Raw genomic sequence first — 21144 nt, forward strand, 5'->3', positions numbered from 1 at the left:
ATGCTTCAAGAACTACTAGAATTTGACAAGGATTTATTTATATTCTTAAACGGTTTAGGTACAGACCGATGGGATTTTTTTTTTCAGTTTGTCTCCCATAAGCTAAGTGCACTACCTCTATATATGTTTTTGTTGGTCCTTGCCTATAAAAAACTAGGCCTAAAACAAACCTTGGTTTTATTGGTTACCATTACCTTGCTCATAACCGTCACCGATCAACTAAGCAATTTTTTTAAATATGGCGTGGCTAGATTGCGGCCTTGTCACAATCCTGAAATTGCACCGGTAATGCGGTTGGTAAAAAGTTATTGTGGAGGCCAATACGGTTATTTTTCCGCCCATGCGGCAAACGCATTTGCGGTAGCCGTGTTTTTTAGCATTTTATTAAAATCTGAAATTAAGTACATAGGCGTTGGTCTGTTGATATGGGCAGCTCTTGTTGCCTATAGTAGGGTATATATTGGAGTTCACTTTCCGCTTGATATTTTTACGGGTGCGGTATTGGGCTCGTTGTTTGGTTGGTTGTTTATAAAGTTATTTATATTTGCACTTCGCAAATTTTCCCTATGATATCCAATCTAAGGTATTGGTTTTTAATTGCTTTGATTTTCTTGGTCTACCTGGCCGGTATGTTTGCAACCTTATTTGAGAACGATTCTGCCCAGTTTTCCGTGATGGCCATGAGGATGGTCCAGGAAAATGACTTTTTAAGTCTTTTTAAAGGTCCCAATGAATATTTGGATAAGCCCCATATGCATTATTGGTTGGCCGCCATTTCCTACAAAATTTTTGGCTTGCATGCATGGGCCTATAGAATTCCAGGAATTTTGGCAACGTTACTTGCGGCTTATAGCTGTTATGGACTTGGCGCTTTACTGTATAACAAAGATGTGGGTAGATTGGCAGCTTTAATATTCATGACTGCCCAAACCATAGTCTTAGGTGCAATTGACGTTCGTACAGATGCTGTTTTGACCGGTTTTAGCATACTGGCCATTTGGCAATTGGCTAAATATGTGGAGCATGGATCGGTACATAGTATTGTCATAGGTGCTTTTGCAGCCGGAATGGCCTTTTCTACCAAAGGGCAAATAGCACTTCTTGTAATTGGTTTGCCCTTGATCTGTCATATAGCATACACTAGAAAATGGAATGCTTTTTTAAGTTGGAAGGTTCTTTTGGCTTTATTGATTTTTGGACTTACAATAACTCCTATGTTATATGCCTATTACACGCAGTTTGATCTGCATCCGGAAAAGGTGATTAGAGGTAAAAGCAATCGTAGCGGTATTTTCTTTATATTTTGGGAACAAAGTTTTGAACGTTTAAGCGGTGAGGGCATAGGTAAGAACAGTAGTGATTTCTTTTTCTTTTTCCACACTTTTTTATGGGTTTTCCTTCCTTGGACCATTATTGGTATTACTGCATATTGGGGTAGATTAAAAACTTTTTTCAAGTCTAAGCTAAAATTCGATTCCAAGAATGAATTTTTAACATTGGGAGGTATAACGCTTATTTTTGCGGTCATTAGTTTTGCCCAATTTAAGCTTCCACATTATTTAAATATAACCATTCCTTTATTTGCAGTATTAACTGCTTCATATTTATATAATACCTATAGGCATCAACAACAGCGTACTATTCATATTTTAAAAATAGGTCAGTTTTTTGTACTTGGAATCGTATTCATTGCTTCAGCCTTAATATGTTTTTATGTATTTAAATTAAATAGTGTCCTGGCATATATATCGCTAGTCGTCGCGGCAATAATCATTGTGTATTATGCTATGAAGAGGGAAGGTGAATATATAAAGCTAATAACGGTTTCCGTTTGCGCTTCTGTATTATTGAATGCTGTTTTAAACTTGCATTTTTATCCGAACCTATTGGAATATCAAGGCGGTTCTTCTATGGCTAAAATTGTTGAACAAAAGAATATTCCCGTTGATCGTATTTATAAAATTGGGGACGATTTCACATGGGCCCTGGACTTTTATAATCAATATCCCGTTCAGATAACTTCGGTAGATTCCTTAAAAAACCAGAAGGATGTTTGGGTATATGTTACTGAGGATGAAATGGAATTATTGAAAAACAAAGATTTTGATTGGGATGCCCAATTTAATGTTGACCAATTTAGGATTACAAGACTTCAGGGTAAATTCCTGAATCCCAATACCCGGAAAAAGGTGACTAGAAAAATGTACTTACTGCATATTTATTGACCTTTAGTGTGTAAAGTTCTTACTTCCAATTTTATTTTTTTAAAGTGATACCAAATGCCGCACAAGGAAATTATAGCGGTTATCAAAAAAAACAAAACACTGATACTTACGGATATATTTTCATCTAAACCTAAGAATTGGGCACCATAAAAGAATGTTACCTCCCTACTACCTATACCACCTAATGTCAATGGTAGTACGGCAACAATAGATGAGATAAGAAAGATTATTAGATAGGAGATTTGGTGCAACGTAATATTAAGGGCCATTAATATACACCATAGACAGATTAATTGTGCCAATTGTACCAAGCCGGACAACAATGTTGTTTTCCAAAAAATAGGAATTACATAATCAAAGAATTTTTTGTTGAGCAACCAATAGACCGCAATTGATAGTGGTATTGCCAGAATAAAAATCCATCTATAATTTACCAGTTTTTCTATTTCTGATACTGCCAATAACCCACAGGCAAAAATAAAGAGTAGCAGTAGTCCTCCTAACCGATCTAATATTAAAACACTTATTATTTTTTTGGTTGATACCTCAAAATTCTTTTTAAGGACATACCCTTTATAAGCATCACCACCAATACCGCCAGGAAGAAAAAGATTGTAGAACATACCCAAGACATACAATTTAAGATTACTTTGTTGGGTCAAGGGTACGTTAAGTTGATGAAAGTAAAGATTAAGCCTAAAGGCCGCTATAATTTTTGAAGCAACAAAAAAAAGAGTAGCAATTATCAGGTAAAACGGATTACTATCAAGTACAATATTCTTTATCTCACCAATATTTATCTTGGTGTAGATGAAATAGATTAAGAGGGCACTGATCAGTACCTTGATACCAGTGGTTACTTTTTTATTTAATTTGGCCACCTACGCTTACTTTTTTAACACGGTAAGGTCTTTTCTTCTGGGATTCATAATAGGTACGTATTAAAAGTTCCATTACTATTCCTATAGTAAACAGTTGAATTCCTGCAAGAATAAACATCATCCCGAACATCAATAGGGGTCTGGTGCCTATATCCTCCCCAAAACCAACTTTTACGATCAATAGATATATATTGATTAATATTCCCAATAATATCATTAAGAAACCAAAAATACCGAACAGATGTATGGGGCGTTGAAAATATTTGCGAATAAATAAAAGGAGCATCATATCTGCTACTACCTTAAAAACGCGTTCCAAACCATATTTGGACACACCGGCATGGCGTGCATGATGTTTTACGGGGATTTGTTTTATCTGTCCGCCTTCCAAATGAGCCAAAAGGGTAATGAACCTATGCATTTCTCCGTAGAGATTTAAATCTTTGGCAATATCCTTTGTAAAGACCTTTAGGGCACAACCATTGTCCTTGATATCTAATTTTGTAATTCGCCTGACTAGAAAATTGGCAATTTTTGAAGGTATTTTTTTAACTAGGGAGTCCTTTCTTTTTTGACGGATACCGGTCACTACATCATATTCCTCGGTTACGGCATAGCTGAGCATTTCAGGAATATCAGATGGGTCGTTCTGCAAATCCCCGTCCATGGTAATGATATACTCTCCCTCCGCATAGTCTAACCCTGCCGCCAAAGCCAAGCTTTGCCCATAATTTTTCTTTAATTCTATAAGATGGACTTTTTCATCCTTTAATGATTTCACTACTTTTTTGGTGGTGTCCGTAGAAAAATCATCCACATATATGATTTGATAATCATAGCCTACCAGACTTTCGTGAATTTTTTGTGTTAGTAAAGTAACATTTTCCTCTTCATTATATAAAGGAACTACGACCGAAAGTAAGGAAGTGGTAATAGGTTGCATTGGGTTGTTTTTGGAATAGCGACAAAGTTATGTTTTTTATCCTTAATAATAAGGCAAAGCTGGTAGGTAACTATGTGGGGATTGTTACTTGAGCAACTTTAATAATTTTTCTGCCGCAGCAAATGGAGATGTTTTGCCGTTCATTACTTCATCTTTAAGTTCTGGCAGTAATTCCTTGGTTTTGTTGTTGTCATAGAAGGCGGTCAATACTTCTTGCTCTAAATATTGAACGAGCCATTGCTCATTTTGCTTTTGCCTATTTTTTGCAAAGAATCCGGAATCTTTCATTAAGGTGCAATAGGTTGAAATGACCTGCCAAATTTTCCGGAGTCCCTTGTTTTCAAGTGCGGAACAAGTAAGTACTTCGGCAGACCAACCATTTTCCTTAGGAGGGAGCATATGTAAGGCCCTTGTAAATTCCGTCTTTGACAATTCAGCATTTTTAATATTGTTGCCGTCTGCCTTGTTAATGACTATTAAATCTGCCATTTCCATGATGCCCCTTTTTATCCCCTGCAAGTCATCACCGGCACCGGCTAATTTTAATAATAAAAAGAAATCTACCATACTATGTACGGCTATTTCACTTTGGCCTACGCCAATGGTTTCAATAATAATGGTATCATACCCTGCCGCTTCCAGCACATTAATACTTTCCCTGGTTTTACGTGCAACGCCCCCCAAAGTTGAACCTGATGCGGATGGCCGTATATAGGCATTGGGGTTCTTGGCCAATTCCAACATACGTGTTTTGTCCCCTAAAATGCTTCCTTTTGTTATCCTGCTAGAGGGGTCTACGGTCAATACCGCCACTTTTTTTCCCAAATTTGTGAGCAGGGTGCCAAATTGTTCAATAAACGTACTTTTTCCCACTCCTGGAACTCCTGTAATGCCTATTCTTACAGTATTATGATTTGATATACACGCTTGCACTATGTCCTTTGCCATTGTGCGATGTTCTGCCTTGGTACTTTCAATAAGGGTAATTGCTTTACTGACCAGAGCTATGTCATTGTTAAAAATACCATCAATAATATCGGTAGAAGTAAGGTTGGCTAGATTCATTGCTGTGTATTTTTACCCGTTGGCAACAAAAGTACTATTTGTAAACGGGAACCATTATTTTAGTGGTATCCCAAGCTAAACTTATAACGTTTTGTGATTTTTGTTGTAATGTTTGTTCTTCAAAAGTAATGGTAAAATCTTCCACAGGATTTTGGAGGTCTATGACCGGTACCTCTACAGTTATAAGATCATAGTTGCTATCATGGGTTGTCTGGTTGCCATTGATGCGGGTAACCCCCCAATCCGGTATTTGCGTGTTGAACATTATTTTCCAGCTCTTTTTATTGGGTATGGACCATAGTGAATAAGTGCCGGCAGGAAGTGGTTTGTCTATAATCTTAATTGGTTTGGAAACGGTTATGGTAGTGGGTTCATTGGCGCCGGTACGCCATACATTGCCATATGGAACCAACTCCCCAAAAATTTTCCTTCCTTTTTTGGACGGACTGGAATAATCTATTTTTAGAACGGTATTGCCAAGTTCCAAAACGGAGGTCTTGTAGGGACTAAATTTTTTAGTCTCTCGTTGTACATAAGGTATGGCCACAAAATAAACCAGAGCGGCCAGTACCAACAAGACCACAACAATTTTTTTAATCAGCTTCATACACATGACTATTTAAAAGAGCTATCCAGCTAGGTCTGCAAATCAAATTTAAAGATAGAAATGTTGTTGTAGATATCGCCCGGTCTTAAGACGCTTTTAGGAAAATCCGGTTGGTTGGGAGCATCCGGATAATTTTGTGTTTCAAAACAGATTCCAGGAAATTCGGTTGGGGTATAAACGACCACCGCGGGTTGGTTGGTATATACCCTCATATGAATACCAGATGTCTTAGATCTTAATTCCGCTACTTTTTCGTTTCCCATATCCTTGACAAATACCGTGTTGAAACGTTGCAGTCCAATTTTTCTAGGTAGTAAAAAATCATAGTCGGTCTTTCTTACCGGTATTAAATTACCCGTGGGTAAATGGTTTTCTTTAGTTTCTAATCGGTATGGACAATTTAATTGCAGTTCGCATTCATCAATGAAGGGGTCCTTATCTAATTTAAAATAGGAATGGTTGGTAAGATTAATGACCGTACTTCTGTCCGTAGTACCTTCATAAATGACCTGCAAGGCATTATCCATTAGCCTGTAGGTAACACTAACTGTTAAATTGCCAGGATAGCCTTCTTCTAAATGTTTACTGTAATAGGTTAGTTTTACGAAAGGGTTATCTGTGGTATTGACTTCATCAATTGTCCAATATTTTTGATGAAAGCCCTCTTTTCCCCCGTGTAAGTGAACCCCATCTTCCTGATAGAGAAAAAACTTTTCCCTATCCAAATCAAACCCACCTCTGGAAATTCTGCCTGCATACCTACCCACACTTGCGCCCAGTACATTTTCGTCCAAACGGTATCTACTGGGATGGTTAAAACCGGCTACAACATTCGTAAATTCCCCATCCTTACCCTTTACAAGCAATTTTTGAATGGTAGCGCCATAATCCAACACCATAAGTGTCATAAACCTATTGGAAATCGTAACTTGTTTCAAAGGGAAATTTTAAAAATAAGTTGTAAAAATAAAGATTTTTGCAACATCCTTTTTTTTCTATCGTCTTTAAAATAACAACAACCGAAAACCAATCTTTTTACCCAATGTTTCAAAGCAATGTTGTAGAGAAATGCAAAGCAAACGATAGGTCTGCACAGGTACAACTGTATAGGAAGTATTGTGAAGGAATGTATATTGTTGCCATGCGTTTTGTTAAGGATGCAGATGATGCGGAGGATGTTTTGCAGGAGGCCTTTATAAAGGCTTTTCAAAAAATTGATCAATTTAAGGGAGATGTGACTTTTGGGGCTTGGTTAAAACGTATCGTCATCAATAAATGTATCGACTTCCTTAAATCAAAAAAAGAGTATTTGGTTTCTTTGGATGAGGGTTATATGCAGAATAAGGACGATGATGAAAATTGGAATATTGAGGCTACGATTACTATTGATGAAGTAAAAAAAGCCATAGATAATCTACAGGCTACCTACAGATGTGTGGTATTGATGTATTTAATTGAAGGATATGACCATCAAGAAATTGCACAGGTATTGAATATCTCCGAAACCGCATGTAGAACAAGATTATTAAGGGGAAAGGCAATATTAAAAGAAGTATTAAAAGCAAATAGATATGGAACAGGATCTTAGGGAAATGTTTAAGACCCAACATAAAGATGAACGATGTGCCTTGAAGACGGGACATGAAGCACGCTTTTTGCAAAAACTGGAAAAAGAATTGCCAATAGGTAAAAAGAAAAATAGGTCTTGGCTATTTATGGCGGCGTCTATTGTAATCTTATTGGGTATTGGTCTAGGATATACCTATACGAACAGAAATGTTGAACAACCGGCAGTGGTTAATGCGGAGGAGAATTTACCTGATCGGGAATTTACATTTGGCGACCTGTCCCCAGACCTAAAAAAGGTAGAAAATTTTTATATGGCAAATATCAATATTGAATTATCCAAACTGCAGTTTTCTACGGACAATAAGGATTTGATCGATAGTTATATGGAACAGTTGAACAACTTGAACATGGAGTATAAAAACCTTAATACCGAATTAAAGGAATTGGGACCCAATGACCAGACCATAACAGCTCTTATAGAAAATTTACAATTACGCTTACAATTATTACAGAAACTAAAAAAGAAGTTAAACGATTTAAAACAATCAAAAAATGAACAGATCATGTAAAACTGTATCGGCGCAACTCATCATTGTGCTGGGACTATTAATGCCTTTGGGGCTACTTGCACAAACAGAAAGTAAAACCTATAAAGAACGCTATAATGTTGCAGATGATGCCGTATTGGAAATCAATACCAGCTATGCCGATATAGAATTTGAAACCTGGGGCAAGGACGAAGTTGCCATAACCGCAACCATTACCCTTGAAGGAGCAACAAAGGAAGAAGCCGAAGCATATTTTAATGGAAATCCTATTGAAATATTAGGAAACAGCAGCACCATCTCAATTGCATCTAAATCTAAGAACAATAGGTTTTTTGCTATGGAAGGCACTGAGTTTGACCACAACGATCTTCATATAGAAATACCGGAAATTGCCACTTTTGTCATGAGTATGCCACAAGTTGCCCCTTTTCCAAATATGCCCCCATTACCACAAACGGAAGCATTTTCGTTTGACTATGAGGCTTTTCAGAAAGATGGTGATAAATACATGAAGCAGTGGCAAAAGAATTTTGAAAAAAGTTTTGATAAGGAACATCAAAAACGATTGGAGGAATGGGCGGAAAAGATGGAGAAACGCGCAGAAGAAATGGAGCAACGTTTAGAGGAACAGAATGAACAACGTCAAAAAAGGCTTGAGGAACGTGCGGAAGAGATGGAACAACGACTTAAGGAGCGAGAAGAGGTCCGTGCCAAGCAAATGGTGAAACGAGATTCAATAAGGACAAGTTTTTTTGTACGAAGAGACAGTTTAAGGAGTGCACCCAATATTTTTTATCTAAATACCGATCAAGGCACTAAAAACTACAAAATAAAGAAAACCATAAAGATTAGTTTACCCAAGTCTACCCGAATTAAAATGGATGTAAGGCATGGGGAAGTTAAATTGGCGGCCAATACCAAAAACTTGAATGCGAAACTTTCGCATTCAAGCCTTTGGGCCAATAGTATAGATGGTAAGGAAACCAATGTTTGTGCTTCTTATTCCCCGGTGACCGTTGCTCAATGGAACCATGGTCAATTGAGTACCTCTTATTCTGAACAAATTTCCTTGAATCAAGTTGTACAGCTACAATTAGAAACCGTTTCCTCAGAAGTAACCATAGAAAAATTACTTAAAAGCGCCCTTGTAAAAAATAATTTTGGTGCGGTGCATATTCTTGAGCTCGGCCCTGATTTTAAGGATTTGGATATTAGTCTAAAAAATGCGGAATTTAGATTGGCACTCCCAAAGGTGGCCAGTGATATATACGTAAAAGGAAACTCCTCAACCTTTGACAAACCCAAAGGGTTGAACTTAAAAGAGACCGTCAATGGATCCACAAGAATCAGTAAAGGTTATCACTTAAATGACAACAGTGGTAGGTCTATAATTATTACTTCTGATTATAGTGAAGTTGTTGTTCAATAACTACTTATCCAAAATCAATGTGCCAAAAGAGTTTGCATTGATCCAACCTTGATTTTTATCTTCTCCGGGAATAAAGACAGATCCAATTAAATTTTCCCGTTTTTCACTTTGGTCATTATCTCCATAGGCCAAGGCAAAACCAATTTTATCACCCTTTTTTAAAACTGCCGGTTCTACATTTGAACTTGTTGTATAGGTATCCGGATATACTTTCACCAATAGCTCCCAGTAGGTCGTGTTTCCTTCCGTTATATGGGCAGAAATTATATGATCATTAAAAAAATGGGCTTCCTTGTCTTCAGCTAGATCAACCACATTGCCATCCAATGCAACGTGATAGGTAAAGGCATTGCTATTAAAGCGGTGTAGCCCACCAGAATTGTCCTGATCAACATAGACTAGAACAGAATCATCGTTCCACCAAAGTTTCAGTGGGTCTTTGGCCTGTTTATAAATAGAATCATCAACAATTTCTAAAAGCAGGTATAATCCTTGTTCTTTCCAAGCTATTCTATATTTACCGTTGAAATCCGTATGTTCAAACGGGCCGCCTATCCAATTTTGATCAATGGGATACCACTCTAGGGTATTCCAGAAATTTTCAATTGGCCTACCATCTAACTTGGGCGCATCTTCTATATAGGTAACGGTGGTAATGTGGGTATCTTTCTTTTTTTCGATATCACTACATGATAAAAGGGATACCAAGACAATCAAAATGAGAGTCCATTTCATAACGTAAAGGTTTGAAATCTTAAGTTCAAAGATAGTATTTTATTGAGAAGTAAGATTTTAAGCACACTACTATATGAAAGACATTGACATTTAGAAAGAAAACAGCCTGCAGCATCTATGACGATGGTGCAGGCTGTTATAGTCATAATAATTTAACGGATAGGTGGTTTTTTTTATAATTTTGGTTCCCAACCATTTTCGTAGGTACGCTTCCAAGACTCCATTACTTTGTCGTTATTGGTTACTTTACCGGTCTTTGCATCTATTTGTATGGTTTCTCCCGCGTCTTGGGCCATATTGCCCAAATGGCACAACATGGTAGAAATACTGGCATCCCTAATATCAGAATTTAAGTTTTTGTCCTCACGTATGCCCGCAAAGAAATTAGAGATATGGTTAATGTCCAAAACACCTTCTCCACGAGTATTTGTTGTCAGGCTCGTGCCACCTTCCAACTCTTCTTTTATAAGGTTACCTTCCAAATCAAAAAGGCGATAGAAATTACGGTCTAGCATAATGGTTCCTTTAGAACCATAGATGGTACTACCTCGTCCAGGTCTCTCCGGTTTCATCATTCCTCTACTGTGCCCTGTCCATGTCAGGAATTTATCATTATCAAAGGTATAGGTGACCTGCTGGTTGTCCACAAACTCCCAATCATCTTGAAAAGTATATTTTCCTCCAAACGATGTAACACTATTGGGAAGGTCTACCCCTAATGCCCATCTGCAAATATCTATCTCATGGGTTCCGTTATTATGAATTTCCCCAGTTCCATAGGTGCGGAACCAATGCCAATTATAAGGGTGAACATTGTTTCTATAGGCTTGTCTTGGCGCAGGACCCTGCCATAAATCCCAATTTAATGTTGAAGGGACGTCTATTTCCTTGCCAATGCCTATGGAGCCCCTATTGTTGGAATAATAAGCCTCTCCTTTATATACATCGCCAATGACGCCTTCCTTAATATCCTTGATTGCACTGATTGATGTTTTGGCGGAGCGTTGTTGGTTACCCATTTGCACTTTCTTTCCATACTTTTTATGGGCAGCGACCAAAAGGTCGTTCTCATAAGGATTATGGCTACAGGGTTTTTCAACATATACATGTTTGCCCGCCTGTAAGGCCATTATGGCCATAGGAGCATGCCAATGTTCTGGGGTTGCTATAAAAACGGCATCAACATCCTTATCCTCCAATACCTTTCTAAAATCTTTTTCAACCTTAGGAATATAGCCAATGGTTTCTTGGCACCATGCATTATGTTCCTTAAGTATTACGTCGTCCACATCACAGGAGTAAACGATTTTGGCATTTTTATCTTTATGGATGGCCATTATATGTGCCTTTGCCCTGCTACGTACACCTATAATTGCACAATTTATATGGTCATTTGCACCTAAAATATTAGCATATGAACTAGTTGGGAATACTAAACCACCTAAGGTAACTGCCGCTGATCCAGCAGTTGTTTTTTTGATAAAATTTCTTCTTGTCGTCATGTGCTATTCCTTTTCAATTGGTTTTATCTTGATATTCTTAAATGATACCCTATCTCCATGATCTTGCAATAGAATATGACCTTTTTCAGCTTCGCCAAAATTTGGCCATTTTACATATTTGCTCTCGGATACCAATTTTCTAAAATCGTCACTTTTGCGTTCGTACTCCAACACTTTCATACCATTAAGGTAATGTTCTACGTGGTTGTCCTTAGATACGATATGGGCAGTGTTCCATTCTCCCGGGCCGTTCATAGGTTTGTTTGGGTCTGCTTTGATAAGGTCATATAATGATGATACGGTACGGCTACCTTCATGGTTTCCAAGCTTGGCATCCGGATGTCTTGCATCGTCCAGTATTTGATATTCCAGTCCTATAGAAGATCCTGGTCCTTTATTGATATCTGTATCTACATAATATTTTATACCGCTATTGGCACCTTCGGTAATTTTAAAATCCAACATCAATTCAAAATCGCCATAAAGTTCTTTGGTCACAATATCACCACCGGCAGCGGATTCTTCACCGCCAGAGGAAAGTACGGTCAATATTCCATCTTTAATCTCCCATCCTTTTGTTGGGAACTCATCTAAGCGGGCCCCTCTCCAACCATTGGTGGTTTCTCCGTCCCATAACATTTTCCAGCCTTTTTTGGCCTCGTCCGCGCCTAAGGCATTTTTGGTAATTATGGGTTGAATTGGTGTTTGTCTAGAATATTTGGATAGACTATCGGTCAATATCTTTATATCTTTCCAAATAATATCCGTTCCATCTTTTTGCTCATCGGATATGCTGTGTACCTGTAGCGCAATAAAACCTTCAGATGTCCTATCATCTATTAAATGAGCCGCAGGTACATCATTGATCCATGTTTTTATGGTATCTCCAATGGCCTCTATCCTATAGTGGTTCCAATCATTTTGTTTAAACGCTTGTTGCGCAGTAGGGTTATTGGTCATAGGATTTAGCCAACCACGTCTGGCCTCATCATAAATACCGGCACTCCATGCCCTTTCTGAAGGGTCAATTTCTATTTGATACCCATGTACGCGACCATCCATATAGTGCGGTAAACTGTTGCTTCTTATCTGTACACCGGAATTCATACTAGGATCTACTTTGTAGTCCAGTTCCAAGATAAAGTCCCCGTACATTTTATCCGTCGTCATAAATGAATTTGGTGTGTTGTGCACGGTAGTACCCACAATGGCATTGTCCTTTATGGTATAGGTAGCTTCACCACCTAATTGTGTCCATCCATTTAAAGTTTCTCCATCAAATAGATTAACCCATGGGGTATCATCCTTTGGTTCTTGCTGACAGCTATGGAGTAGTGTTGTTAGGGCTACGGTACATAGCAAGTAATTGATTGTTGATTTCATTGGTTTGGTAAATTTTGATTTATAAAAAAGCGCCCAACATAGGGCGCTTGAATATAGTAATTTTTTAGGAGTCTACTAGTGGGCATCTACCTTTAAATAATCCCCAAAATTTTCTTTAAACCTGTTTAGCCTTGGTACGGATACATTACGTATATATGAATTGTTTGGATTATTTTTTTCATAGTCCTGATGGTAGTCTTCTGCCTTGTAGAATATAGTGTGCTTGGTAACCTCGGTAGTAATGGGGTCATTGTCATAAACCTTTTGATCGGTTAGTGCTTTCATATAGTTTTCAATGATTTTTTTTTGTTCTTCCGTTTTATAAAAGGCTATTGAACGGTATTGCCTACCACGATCAGGTCCTTGTCTGTTTAATTGAGTAGGGTCATGAGATCCAAAAAACACCTGCACCAATTGTGTAAACGAAATTTCCTTAGGGTCATAATACACTTCAACCGCTTCGGCATGGTCCGTTTTTCCATAACCCACTTGTTCGTAAGTCGGATTTTTCTGTGTACCCCCCGCATATCCGGAAATGACCTCTTTTACTCCTTTAACACTTTCAAAAATGGCCTCTACACACCAAAAACAACCACTTGCAAAATATGCGGTTTCATATTTGTCTAGTTGCTGAGGTGTAAGTTTTTCCGTTTTTTGACTTTCATCAACGGTAGCTTTGGTGGTATCTGAAAGTTCCGGAAGTATATTTTTTTTGGCTTTGGATTGACAGCTGGTTGCCAATAAGGTGGCACCTAGTAATAGGGTCAGTTGAACTAATTTCATAACAATTTTCTTTTAACAATTGGTAGGTAATTTACAAAGACCTTACGTGGTATAGGGTTAAAAAATGTTAAGAACATGTATAGATCAATTATTTTTGATAAATGGATGCATTCATTAAGGATTTAATTTCAGTATCGGATACGACTATTCAAATTTTGGATAAAAATCTAGGAACGGAACAATATGTGCCCCTTGATCTATCTAAAAATAATGTAGAATTATATAATTTAAATATAACCGAGCCTACGGTTTGTCAAGATTATATTGATAAGGTACTTGGCTACGAAAAAGGCTCTGTAGCTTTTGGCGGGTATTTGGAAGAACGAAATCTTTATAGTGACAAGGAAAGCTTTACCTCCAGTACCGCGCCAGTAAGAAATATACACTTAGGGATAGATTTTTGGTGTCAGGCCTATACAAAGGTCATGGTGCCTATTGATGGGATTGTACATAGTTTTAAATTTAATAACGTTCCAGGTGATTATGGACCCACTATAGTTTTACAGCATAGCCTAAACAACCATACCTTTTATACTTTGTACGGTCATTTAAGTTTGTCCTCCTTGGATAATCTAAAATTGGGCAAAGCCTTTTATACGGGCGAAGTATTGGGTGTGTTAGGGACTCCGGATATAAATGTAAACTATGCACCACATTTGCATTTTCAAATAATACGCGATATGGAAGGTTATTTGGGAGATTATCCAGGAGTTTGTGCCAAGAATAAATTGGAACACTACAAAGGTAATTGTCCTGATCCAAATTTATTATTGAAGTTTTAAAGGACATATCGATAAACTACTTGTTTGATCGCTATGAGGAATTGATGAGGTTTGTTGTTCATCGGACGTAATTTACACTTTGTCCATGTTGTTGTATCGTAACGGAAAATCGTGTTTTTGAGCGAATTGGAATGGGGTAGGACTAGGTTTGCTGCGTTATTTAAGTGTAACAAATCAAGTCATGAAAACAATAGTATCTATCATCTTTATCCTCTTTATAGGAATTGCTGTCCAAGCACAGGATAAAGGTAAGGACGTTAAGGTTGAAACTATTGAAATGATCAATGCACCTAAAATTACCAAGGAATTCAACGCCAAGGATTATAACCAAACAGCACGTTTGTACAGGTCTAAAAATTCGAAGATAAAAAGAGAGCTGAATTTCATCACCAAGGCCAATAAGGCCAAAATGGTCTAATTTTATCTATAGGGTATTATATTGATAATGATATTCTTCAATTCTTTTTCGTATAAATTGTCAACCTAAGATAAAGACCTGTAACTGTGATTATAAGTAAGTAAATTGTTTTGTAAGAAGGAATATACTGGATATTGTATAATTGTATGAATTTAATTACAATACGGGTGAAATGTACGGTTTTATCGATTATCGGTAAATGTTTTTGTAGGAAAACGGACTACAAAAAATGGTAATACATCGAAAAGCTAACATTTCATCGTAAAAAATATACCTTTTGTCGAATTGAAAGTACGTAAAATTAGAAACGGGTAGTTATCTACAAACCAAATTTACCTACTTATGCGTACCCTTATATTTTTATTCCTTGTTATCTGTTTGGGAACATTGTCCCAAGCACAGGAAAATCCTCCGGCCAAAAGAGTACAGGTTATTGTTATGCCTATGGCGCAAGCAAAACCTATGGCAGAAAGATTACCTATGAGTTCCCAAACAGCTGCAAGGTTTTTTAAAGTCAAGAATGCTAGAATTAAAAGAGCTTTGGCGTTTAAGCCAATTTCAAGAAGAACATTGGTAGCCTAATTGATCATTGTATTCTTATCGCTTTCCAAAATTTCCGAATTTTCCAAACCTGTGGTGACTATAGGTTTTAAAATTTCCCAAACATTTTCGGCCACAATTTTTTGACCTTCTGCCGTAGGGTGTATACCATCTTCCAAATTCAATTCAGGTATTCCTGCAACGCCTTCCAATAAAAATGGAATGAGATAAATATTATTGGATTCTGCCAAGGCGGGATACATTTGCTTGAACTGTGTAGCATAATCTGCACCCATATTTGGAGGTATCTGCATGCCGGCAAGTATTATTCGGGTTTCTGGGTTCCTGTCTTTAACCATGTTAATCATGGTCTGTAGGTTGTTCATTGATTCCGTAATGGGTATTCCCCTTAAACCATCATTGGCCCCTAGTTCCAATACAAAAATATCTACTGGCTGGTTTAGCACCCAGTCCAACCTGTTTAGACCTCCAGAAGTGGTTTCCCCACTTAAACCGGAATTAATGACTTTATAATGTAAGTCTAAGGAGTCCAAACGCTCTTGTATTCTTTGTGGAAAACCCTGCTCGGTATCCAATCCATAAGCGGCGGTAAGACTGTTTCCATAAAATAGGATGACCTTTTCATCCGTTTCCAACGTTTCTTGTTCCGTTACTTTCGTGGCATTTTCATTAGGTTCAACTTTCTTTTTTTCAACATTTTCCTTACAACCTATAATAAGCAATGCACATAAAAAATAACGAAACTTTAATACTTTCAACATAGCCTTATCTAATTAGAATCCAAATCATTTGCTTATTTTGTTCTCTTGTAGAAAATGATTTATGACAAAGATATTAAACGTTCACAACCTAAAGAAGGTCTATACCAGTGGATCAAAGAAATTAACGGTTCTCGATAATATTTCATTCTCAATAGAGGCAGGTTCAAGTTTTGCCATAGTAGGTCCATCGGGCAGTGGTAAAACTACTCTGTTAGGACTATGTGCGGGTTTGGACCAAATTGATGAAGGAACAATAACCTTATGTGGGGAAGATTTAAACGGCTTGAACGAGGATCAACGTGCTCTTCTTAGAAATGAAAAGGTTGGTTTTATTTTTCAGGATTTTCAACTGCTGCCTACGTTAACAGCGATGGAGAACGTTAGTGTGCCCTTAGAGCTGCAAGGGGTTAAAAATGCGTCCAAAGATGCTAAGGAACTTTTGGATAAAGTTGGGTTGGGCAGCAGATATGACCATTATCCGTCCCAATTATCAGGCGGGGAACAACAACGTGTAGCGCTTGCACGTGCATTTAGTACTAAACCCGAAATTTTATTTGCTGATGAGCCTACGGGTAATCTTGACGAAGAAACCGGAAAAAATGTAATCAAATTATTGTTTGACCTAAATAAGGAAATGGGAACTACTTTGGTAATAGTAACCCATGACCTGGACTTGGCAAGATTAAATCAGCATGTGTTGCGCTTAAAAGGTGGTAAAATAGTAATCAACGAAACCACGGCGATATCTTGAGCAACTTAAAACGGATTTCAAAGGCAGACTTTGGCTGGTTGGTTAAAATGGCTTGGCGAGATGGCAAAGCCAGTGGCAAACGATTGTTATTGTTCATGGCCTCCATTACTTTAGGAATCAGCGCCGTGGTTTCCATACAATCCTTCAGCAATAATCTAAAAGAAAATATTGGCCTGCAGTCCAAAGCGCTTATGGGTGCAGATTTTTTAATAGACAGCAACCAACCTGCCAATGAAAGGGTAGAGGAATTAATGGATTCCCTTGGTGGGGCAGATGCTAAAGAAGTCAATTTTGCCTCTATGGCAGCTTTTTTGAAAAACGGCAATACAAAATTAGTACAGGTACGTGGAATAGATGGTAATTTTCCATTTTACGGGGAGCTGGAGACGGAGCCTGCCAGTGCCGCAATTTCCTATCAAGAATTAGGTGGGGCCTTGGTAGATGCCACCGCTATGTTACAGTATAATCTTCAGCCGGGCGATAGCGTAAAATTGGGTAACATTACCTTTCCTATTGTAGGTTCATTGTTAACCGCCCCGGGTAGTACGGCCATTGGGGCCACTGCGGCACCGCCCATTATTGTACCCTATCGTTTCATGGAACAGAGCGGACTATTACAACGTGGAAGTAGGTTGGAATATAACTACTATTTTAAGAATGCTACAATAGATTTAAAACAGTTGGATAAAATGGTCGATCCTATGCTGGATGCCGAAAATGCAGATATGGATACGCATACGGATACCAGTGAACGTCTGGGACGACGCTATGACAATGTTGGCCGGTTTTTAAATTTGGTAGCGTTTATAGCCCTATTGTTAGGATGCGTGGGTATTGCCAGTTCCGTACATATTTATATTAAGGAAAAATTGAAGGCGGTCGCCGTACTAAAATGTTTGGGGGCGACCCGTAAACAAACATTCATGATTTTTCTACTTCAGATTGCTGGAATGGGTCTATTGGGTGGACTTATTGGAACGGTAATAGGATTACTATTGCAACAGACGTTTCCATTAATATTACAGGAGTTTTTACCATTTGAGGTGGAGATTTCCACTTCGTTCCAAGCAATTTTTGTTGGGTTGTCGTTAGGGGTGATTATGTCGGTTCTATTTGCACTGTCCCCTTTAATAAATACCTGGTTTGTATCTCCATTACAGGTACTGCGTGTACAAGAGGACACTGGTAAAAAATCTAGACCGTATCAACTTTGGGTCATGTTGACCATTATCCTGTTTGTTTTTTGGTTTGCTTATTGGCTATTGGGCCGTTGGACTTTTGCTGCCGGTTTTGTGCTAGGTATATTGGTAACGTTCTCCATTTTGGGATTGGTATCCATTGGGTTTATGCGCTTGATAAAGAGATACTTTCCAAAATCATGGAGTTTTGCGGCCCGTCAAAGTTTGTTGAATCTTTTTAGACCGAACAACCAAACCGTAGTACTGATATTGGCAATTGGTATAGGTACATTTTTAATTAGTACTTTATACTTTACCAAAGATTTTTTATTGGCAAAAACTGCTTTTGAAACAAATGAGCAAAGTCCTAATCTAATACTTTTTGATGTACAGACCGATCAGCGCAATGAGGTAGCAAATACAATAACCCCAAAAGGATTGCCCGTAATAGATAATATTCCAATAGTAACCATGCGATTGGAACGTATAAAGGACCGATCGGTAAATGATATTCGATTAGACACAACTACGCGGGTGAACAAGTGGATTTTAAATCACGAGTTTAGAACCACCTATAGGGATTCCATGATCGGGTCAGAACAATTATTGGAAGGGGAATGGATAGAACGTGTAGACCCCAATGCAAAGGTAATACCAATATCATTGGCGAATAATGTGGCGAATGATGCACTGGTTACCGTTGGAGATACATTGTTGTTCAATGTTCAAGGTAAATTAATGACTACAGTGGTAGGCAATATAAGGCAAGTGGATTGGGCACGGATGCAACTTAACTTTTCCATTGTTTTTCCGCAAGGCGTATTGGAGAATGCACCGCAGTTTCATGTTCTTACCACGAACGCACCAGATAAAAAATCATCGGCCAATTTGCAGAGAGAGCTAGTGCGTAAGTTTCCAAATGTATCTATCATTGATTTAAGACAAGTTGTTTCCCTAATCGAAAATATATTGGACAAAATTTCATGGGTCATCACCTTTATGGCATTTTTTAGTATCCTAACAGGAATCATTGTTTTAATAGGTTCCGTACGCAATAGCAAATACCAACGAATACGTGAAAGTGTCTTGTTACGTACATTGGGAGCACAAAGCAAACAGATTTTAAAAATAAATGCTTTGGAGTATTTATTTTTAGGCATATTAGGTAGTGGGGTAGGCGTACTACTTTCATTGCTCAGCAGCTTTTTGCTCGCCTATTTTGTTTTTGACACGCCATTTGTACCTTCTTATGTTCCGTTTATAATTCTTCTGCCTGGCATTACCTTATTGGTGTTGTTTATAGGATGGTTCAATAGCAGGGGGATTTTAAAAAGTCCGCCTTTAGAGGTGTTACGTAAAGAAGGAAGTTAACAGTATTTCATCTGGGGCTAAACAAGGACGAAATACAAAGCACCCCACGGTAGTGGATTATTATTGGTCTAAACCCTAATTTTATACCAATAACCTGATAATTGTCTCACTTTGCGTGATTTGTCAACTAATCCACATAGCTTTGCATTTTAATACAAAAGTCATTATATGTCCTTGTTTACCGATTTAAAGATTTCTAGAAACCTTGAAAAAGCGTTGGCAGATTTAGGTTTTGAACAAACCACCCCTATTCAGGAAAAAGCTTTTCCAATAGTTATGAGTGGTAGTGATGTGGTAGGAATTGCGCAAACAGGTACAGGAAAGACATTTGCCTATTTGCTTCCTATTTTAAACACGTTGACATTTTCTAAAGAAATTCATCCTAAAGTAGTAATCTTGGTGCCCACTAGGGAGTTGGTGGTCCAGGTTGTGGAAGAAACGGAAAAACTTGCTAAGTATTCTGGTATTCGTGTACTTGGAGTTTTTGGAGGTAAGAGCATGCTGCGTCAGAAAGAGGCATTGGCTCAGGGTACGGATGTTTTAGTGGCTACTCCGGCACGGTTGTATGATTTAATATTGACCAAAGCGGTGCAACTCAAGCAAGTTAAAAAACTAGTGATTGATGAGGTCGATGTAATGCTAGACCTAGGTTTTAGATTTCAATTGATAAATATTTTTGAATTGTTACCTCAAAGAAGGCAGAACATAATGTTCTCTGCCACCATGACCGATGATATCGATATTTTTATTGCTGATTTTTTTAAGGGAGTCCAAAAAATAGCTATTGCCGTTAGTGGTACACCTTTGGAAAATATTAAGCAACTTGGCTATGCCACACCTAATTTTTATACCAAAGTGAACCTTTTGGTGCATCTATTACAGAATGAAACTGAATTTCATAAGGTGTTGGTTTTTGTTTCTAGCAAGCGAAGTGCAGATTTACTTTTCAAGGAAATGGCAGAGTTTTTTAGTGAAGAGATTTGTATCATCCATTCCAATAAAACCCAAAACTATAGGTTACGGTCCATTACCCAGTTTGATGAGGGTAAGAACCGCATTTTGGTGACAACAGATGTAATGGCTAGGGGGCTGGACCTACAAGAAATTTCTCATGTCATCAATTTTGATACCCCAGTATATCCAGAAAATTATATGCATCGTATTGGTAGAACCGGTAGGGCAGAGAAGGAGGGTACTTCAATATTACTGTATACTCCTGCAGAAACTGAATATAAGGAAGCTATTGAGGCTTTAATGGGACAGGAAATACCATTAAAAACGTTGCCCGAAGATGTGGAAATAGCAACCAAACTCACCTATGATGAACAACCCAAACATAGGGAGCGTGAAAATCCTCTACACATTAATGAGGAGGAACGTGGTGCCAGCTTTCATGAGAAATCGGAAAAGAACAAAAAGCAGAATCAAGGTGGTTCCTATAAACGCATTATCAAAAAGAAATACTCCAAACCAAAGACCAGGGGAGATAAAAATTATGCCAAACGTAAGAAAAGATAATTTCAATATTGTTTTTAAACTACCCTAACAACAATTCTTTTATATAAAGTACGATAAACATAACCATAAGGTATTGCAGATGATCAAATCTGCTCATATCTAGTGCTTCTTCATCATAAATTGTACTCGGCAAT

21 protein-coding genes are annotated in these 21144 nt (G+C 37.8%); 11 read left to right on the plus strand and 10 right to left on the minus strand.

All coding sequences use genetic code 11. The annotated features are described in order from the left end of the window. A complete protein-coding gene (locus tag JM81_RS17250; protein ID WP_144805238.1) occupies positions 1–570 on the plus strand; it encodes a phosphatase PAP2 family protein in 570 nt (189 codons plus the stop codon). Continuing rightward, positions 567–2225, plus strand: coding sequence for a glycosyltransferase family 39 protein (locus tag JM81_RS17255; RefSeq protein ID WP_144805240.1), 1659 nt, complete (start codon positions 567–569; stop codon positions 2223–2225). The genes JM81_RS17250 and JM81_RS17255 overlap by 4 nt, the downstream gene beginning before the upstream one ends. Here JM81_RS17255 and JM81_RS17260 read toward each other — a convergent pair. The 5 genes from JM81_RS17260 to JM81_RS17280 form a co-directional block, all read right to left on the minus strand. Further along, complete coding sequence (locus tag JM81_RS17260; protein ID WP_144805242.1) at positions 2219–3106, minus strand: lysylphosphatidylglycerol synthase transmembrane domain-containing protein; 888 nt, start codon at positions 3104–3106, stop codon at positions 2219–2221. The two genes, JM81_RS17255 and JM81_RS17260, sit on opposite strands and share 7 nt — an antisense overlap. Then, positions 3090–4049, minus strand: a complete 960-nt coding sequence (locus JM81_RS17265) for a glycosyltransferase family 2 protein (protein WP_089262124.1) — start codon at positions 4047–4049, stop codon at positions 3090–3092. The genes JM81_RS17260 and JM81_RS17265 overlap by 17 nt, the downstream gene beginning before the upstream one ends. A gap of 84 nt (positions 4050–4133) precedes the next feature. Then, positions 4134–5114, minus strand: coding sequence for a methylmalonyl Co-A mutase-associated GTPase MeaB (meaB, locus tag JM81_RS17270; RefSeq protein ID WP_144805243.1), 981 nt, complete (start codon positions 5112–5114; stop codon positions 4134–4136). 34 nt (positions 5115–5148) lie between these two features. Beyond that, positions 5149–5721: a DUF2911 domain-containing protein gene (locus JM81_RS17275; RefSeq protein WP_144805245.1), complete on the minus strand. Its 573-nt coding sequence runs from the start codon at positions 5719–5721 to the stop codon at positions 5149–5151. A gap of 29 nt (positions 5722–5750) precedes the next feature. After that, a complete protein-coding gene (locus tag JM81_RS17280; RefSeq protein ID WP_144805247.1) occupies positions 5751–6659 on the minus strand; it encodes an aldose epimerase family protein in 909 nt (302 codons plus the stop codon). 104 nt (positions 6660–6763) lie between these two features. Between JM81_RS17280 and JM81_RS17285 the strand changes: the two genes are divergently transcribed. Genes JM81_RS17285 through JM81_RS17295 form a run of 3 tightly spaced genes read left to right on the plus strand, consistent with a single transcriptional unit; the run spans position 6764 to position 9267 of the window. Further along, a complete protein-coding gene (locus tag JM81_RS17285; protein WP_144805249.1) occupies positions 6764–7309 on the plus strand; it encodes an RNA polymerase sigma factor in 546 nt (181 codons plus the stop codon). Then, a complete protein-coding gene (locus JM81_RS17290; protein ID WP_144805251.1) occupies positions 7293–7859 on the plus strand; it encodes a hypothetical protein in 567 nt (188 codons plus the stop codon). Before JM81_RS17285 ends, JM81_RS17290 begins: the two co-directional genes overlap by 17 nt. Beyond that, positions 7843–9267 carry a hypothetical protein gene (locus JM81_RS17295; protein WP_144805253.1) on the plus strand — a complete coding sequence of 475 codons (1425 nt, stop codon included), beginning with the start codon at positions 7843–7845 and terminating at the stop codon, positions 9265–9267. The genes JM81_RS17290 and JM81_RS17295 overlap by 17 nt, the downstream gene beginning before the upstream one ends. Here the strand turns inward: JM81_RS17295 and JM81_RS17300 are convergent, their stop codons facing one another. From JM81_RS17300 to msrA, 4 genes are all read right to left on the minus strand, one after another. After that, complete coding sequence (locus JM81_RS17300; RefSeq protein ID WP_144805255.1) at positions 9268–10002, minus strand: sugar-binding protein; 735 nt, start codon at positions 10000–10002, stop codon at positions 9268–9270. 173 nt (positions 10003–10175) lie between these two features. Next, positions 10176–11504 carry a Gfo/Idh/MocA family oxidoreductase gene (locus JM81_RS17305; RefSeq protein ID WP_144805257.1) on the minus strand — a complete coding sequence of 443 codons (1329 nt, stop codon included), beginning with the start codon at positions 11502–11504 and terminating at the stop codon, positions 10176–10178. Positions 11505–11507: 3 nt separating this feature from the next. Then, positions 11508–12887 carry a DUF1080 domain-containing protein gene (locus JM81_RS17310; RefSeq protein WP_144805259.1) on the minus strand — a complete coding sequence of 460 codons (1380 nt, stop codon included), beginning with the start codon at positions 12885–12887 and terminating at the stop codon, positions 11508–11510. A gap of 75 nt (positions 12888–12962) precedes the next feature. After that, positions 12963–13670: a peptide-methionine (S)-S-oxide reductase MsrA gene (gene msrA, locus JM81_RS17315; protein ID WP_144805261.1), complete on the minus strand. Its 708-nt coding sequence runs from the start codon at positions 13668–13670 to the stop codon at positions 12963–12965. Positions 13671–13771: 101 nt separating this feature from the next. Between msrA and JM81_RS17320 the strand changes: the two genes are divergently transcribed. From JM81_RS17320 to JM81_RS17330, 3 genes are all read left to right on the plus strand, one after another. After that, positions 13772–14452, plus strand: a complete 681-nt coding sequence (locus tag JM81_RS17320; protein ID WP_144805263.1) for a peptidoglycan DD-metalloendopeptidase family protein — start codon at positions 13772–13774, stop codon at positions 14450–14452. Between the two features lie 181 nt (positions 14453–14633). Further along, positions 14634–14870 (plus strand): hypothetical protein, encoded by a 237-nt coding sequence (locus JM81_RS17325; RefSeq protein ID WP_144805265.1) that lies wholly within the window; start codon positions 14634–14636, stop codon positions 14868–14870. A gap of 342 nt (positions 14871–15212) precedes the next feature. Further along, entirely contained in the window at positions 15213–15452 is a 240-nt protein-coding gene (locus JM81_RS17330; protein ID WP_144805267.1) for a hypothetical protein, read from the plus strand. Here JM81_RS17330 and JM81_RS17335 read toward each other — a convergent pair. Next, a complete protein-coding gene (locus tag JM81_RS17335) occupies positions 15449–16192 on the minus strand; it encodes an arylesterase (protein WP_144805269.1) in 744 nt (247 codons plus the stop codon). The two genes, JM81_RS17330 and JM81_RS17335, sit on opposite strands and share 4 nt — an antisense overlap. A gap of 61 nt (positions 16193–16253) precedes the next feature. Here JM81_RS17335 and JM81_RS17340 point away from each other — a divergent pair, with 61 nt between their 5' ends. The 3 genes from JM81_RS17340 to JM81_RS17350 all read left to right on the plus strand — a co-directional run bounded on the left by JM81_RS17340 (position 16254) and on the right by JM81_RS17350 (position 21010). Continuing rightward, positions 16254–16943, plus strand: a complete 690-nt coding sequence (locus JM81_RS17340) for an ABC transporter ATP-binding protein (RefSeq protein WP_144805271.1) — start codon at positions 16254–16256, stop codon at positions 16941–16943. A 47-nt stretch (positions 16944–16990) separates the two neighbouring features. Then, entirely contained in the window at positions 16991–19492 is a 2502-nt protein-coding gene (locus JM81_RS17345; RefSeq protein ID WP_144805686.1) for an ABC transporter permease, read from the plus strand. A 168-nt stretch (positions 19493–19660) separates the two neighbouring features. Further along, entirely contained in the window at positions 19661–21010 is a 1350-nt protein-coding gene (locus tag JM81_RS17350; RefSeq protein WP_144805273.1) for a DEAD/DEAH box helicase, read from the plus strand. Positions 21011–21144 lie beyond the last annotated feature (134 nt).

Source organism: Maribacter sp. MAR_2009_72 (assembly GCF_007827235.1).
Taxonomy (GTDB): Bacteria; Bacteroidota; Bacteroidia; order Flavobacteriales; family Flavobacteriaceae; genus Maribacter; species Maribacter sedimenticola.

Coding starts and splice junctions, on each gene's coding strand:
- JM81_RS17250 (WP_144805238.1), top strand. CDS start 1: ATGCTTCAAGAACTACTAGAATTTGACAAGGATTTATTTATATTCTTA.
- JM81_RS17255 (WP_144805240.1), top strand. CDS start 567: ATGATATCCAATCTAAGGTATTGGTTTTTAATTGCTTTGATTTTCTTG.
- JM81_RS17265 (WP_089262124.1), bottom strand. CDS start 4,049: ATGCAACCTATTACCACTTCCTTACTTTCGGTCGTAGTTCCTTTATAT.
- meaB (WP_144805243.1), bottom strand. CDS start 5,114: ATGAATCTAGCCAACCTTACTTCTACCGATATTATTGATGGTATTTTT.
- JM81_RS17275 (WP_144805245.1), bottom strand. CDS start 5,721: ATGAAGCTGATTAAAAAAATTGTTGTGGTCTTGTTGGTACTGGCCGCT.
- JM81_RS17285 (WP_144805249.1), top strand. CDS start 6,764: ATGTTTCAAAGCAATGTTGTAGAGAAATGCAAAGCAAACGATAGGTCT.
- JM81_RS17290 (WP_144805251.1), top strand. CDS start 7,293: ATGGAACAGGATCTTAGGGAAATGTTTAAGACCCAACATAAAGATGAA.
- JM81_RS17295 (WP_144805253.1), top strand. CDS start 7,843: ATGAACAGATCATGTAAAACTGTATCGGCGCAACTCATCATTGTGCTG.
- JM81_RS17300 (WP_144805255.1), bottom strand. CDS start 10,002: ATGAAATGGACTCTCATTTTGATTGTCTTGGTATCCCTTTTATCATGT.
- JM81_RS17305 (WP_144805257.1), bottom strand. CDS start 11,504: ATGACGACAAGAAGAAATTTTATCAAAAAAACAACTGCTGGATCAGCG.
- JM81_RS17310 (WP_144805259.1), bottom strand. CDS start 12,887: ATGAAATCAACAATCAATTACTTGCTATGTACCGTAGCCCTAACAACA.
- msrA (WP_144805261.1), bottom strand. CDS start 13,670: ATGAAATTAGTTCAACTGACCCTATTACTAGGTGCCACCTTATTGGCA.
- JM81_RS17320 (WP_144805263.1), top strand. CDS start 13,772: ATGGATGCATTCATTAAGGATTTAATTTCAGTATCGGATACGACTATT.
- JM81_RS17325 (WP_144805265.1), top strand. CDS start 14,634: ATGAAAACAATAGTATCTATCATCTTTATCCTCTTTATAGGAATTGCT.
- JM81_RS17330 (WP_144805267.1), top strand. CDS start 15,213: ATGCGTACCCTTATATTTTTATTCCTTGTTATCTGTTTGGGAACATTG.
- JM81_RS17335 (WP_144805269.1), bottom strand. CDS start 16,192: ATGTTGAAAGTATTAAAGTTTCGTTATTTTTTATGTGCATTGCTTATT.
- JM81_RS17340 (WP_144805271.1), top strand. CDS start 16,254: ATGACAAAGATATTAAACGTTCACAACCTAAAGAAGGTCTATACCAGT.
- JM81_RS17345 (WP_144805686.1), top strand. CDS start 16,991: ATGGCTTGGCGAGATGGCAAAGCCAGTGGCAAACGATTGTTATTGTTC.
- JM81_RS17350 (WP_144805273.1), top strand. CDS start 19,661: ATGTCCTTGTTTACCGATTTAAAGATTTCTAGAAACCTTGAAAAAGCG.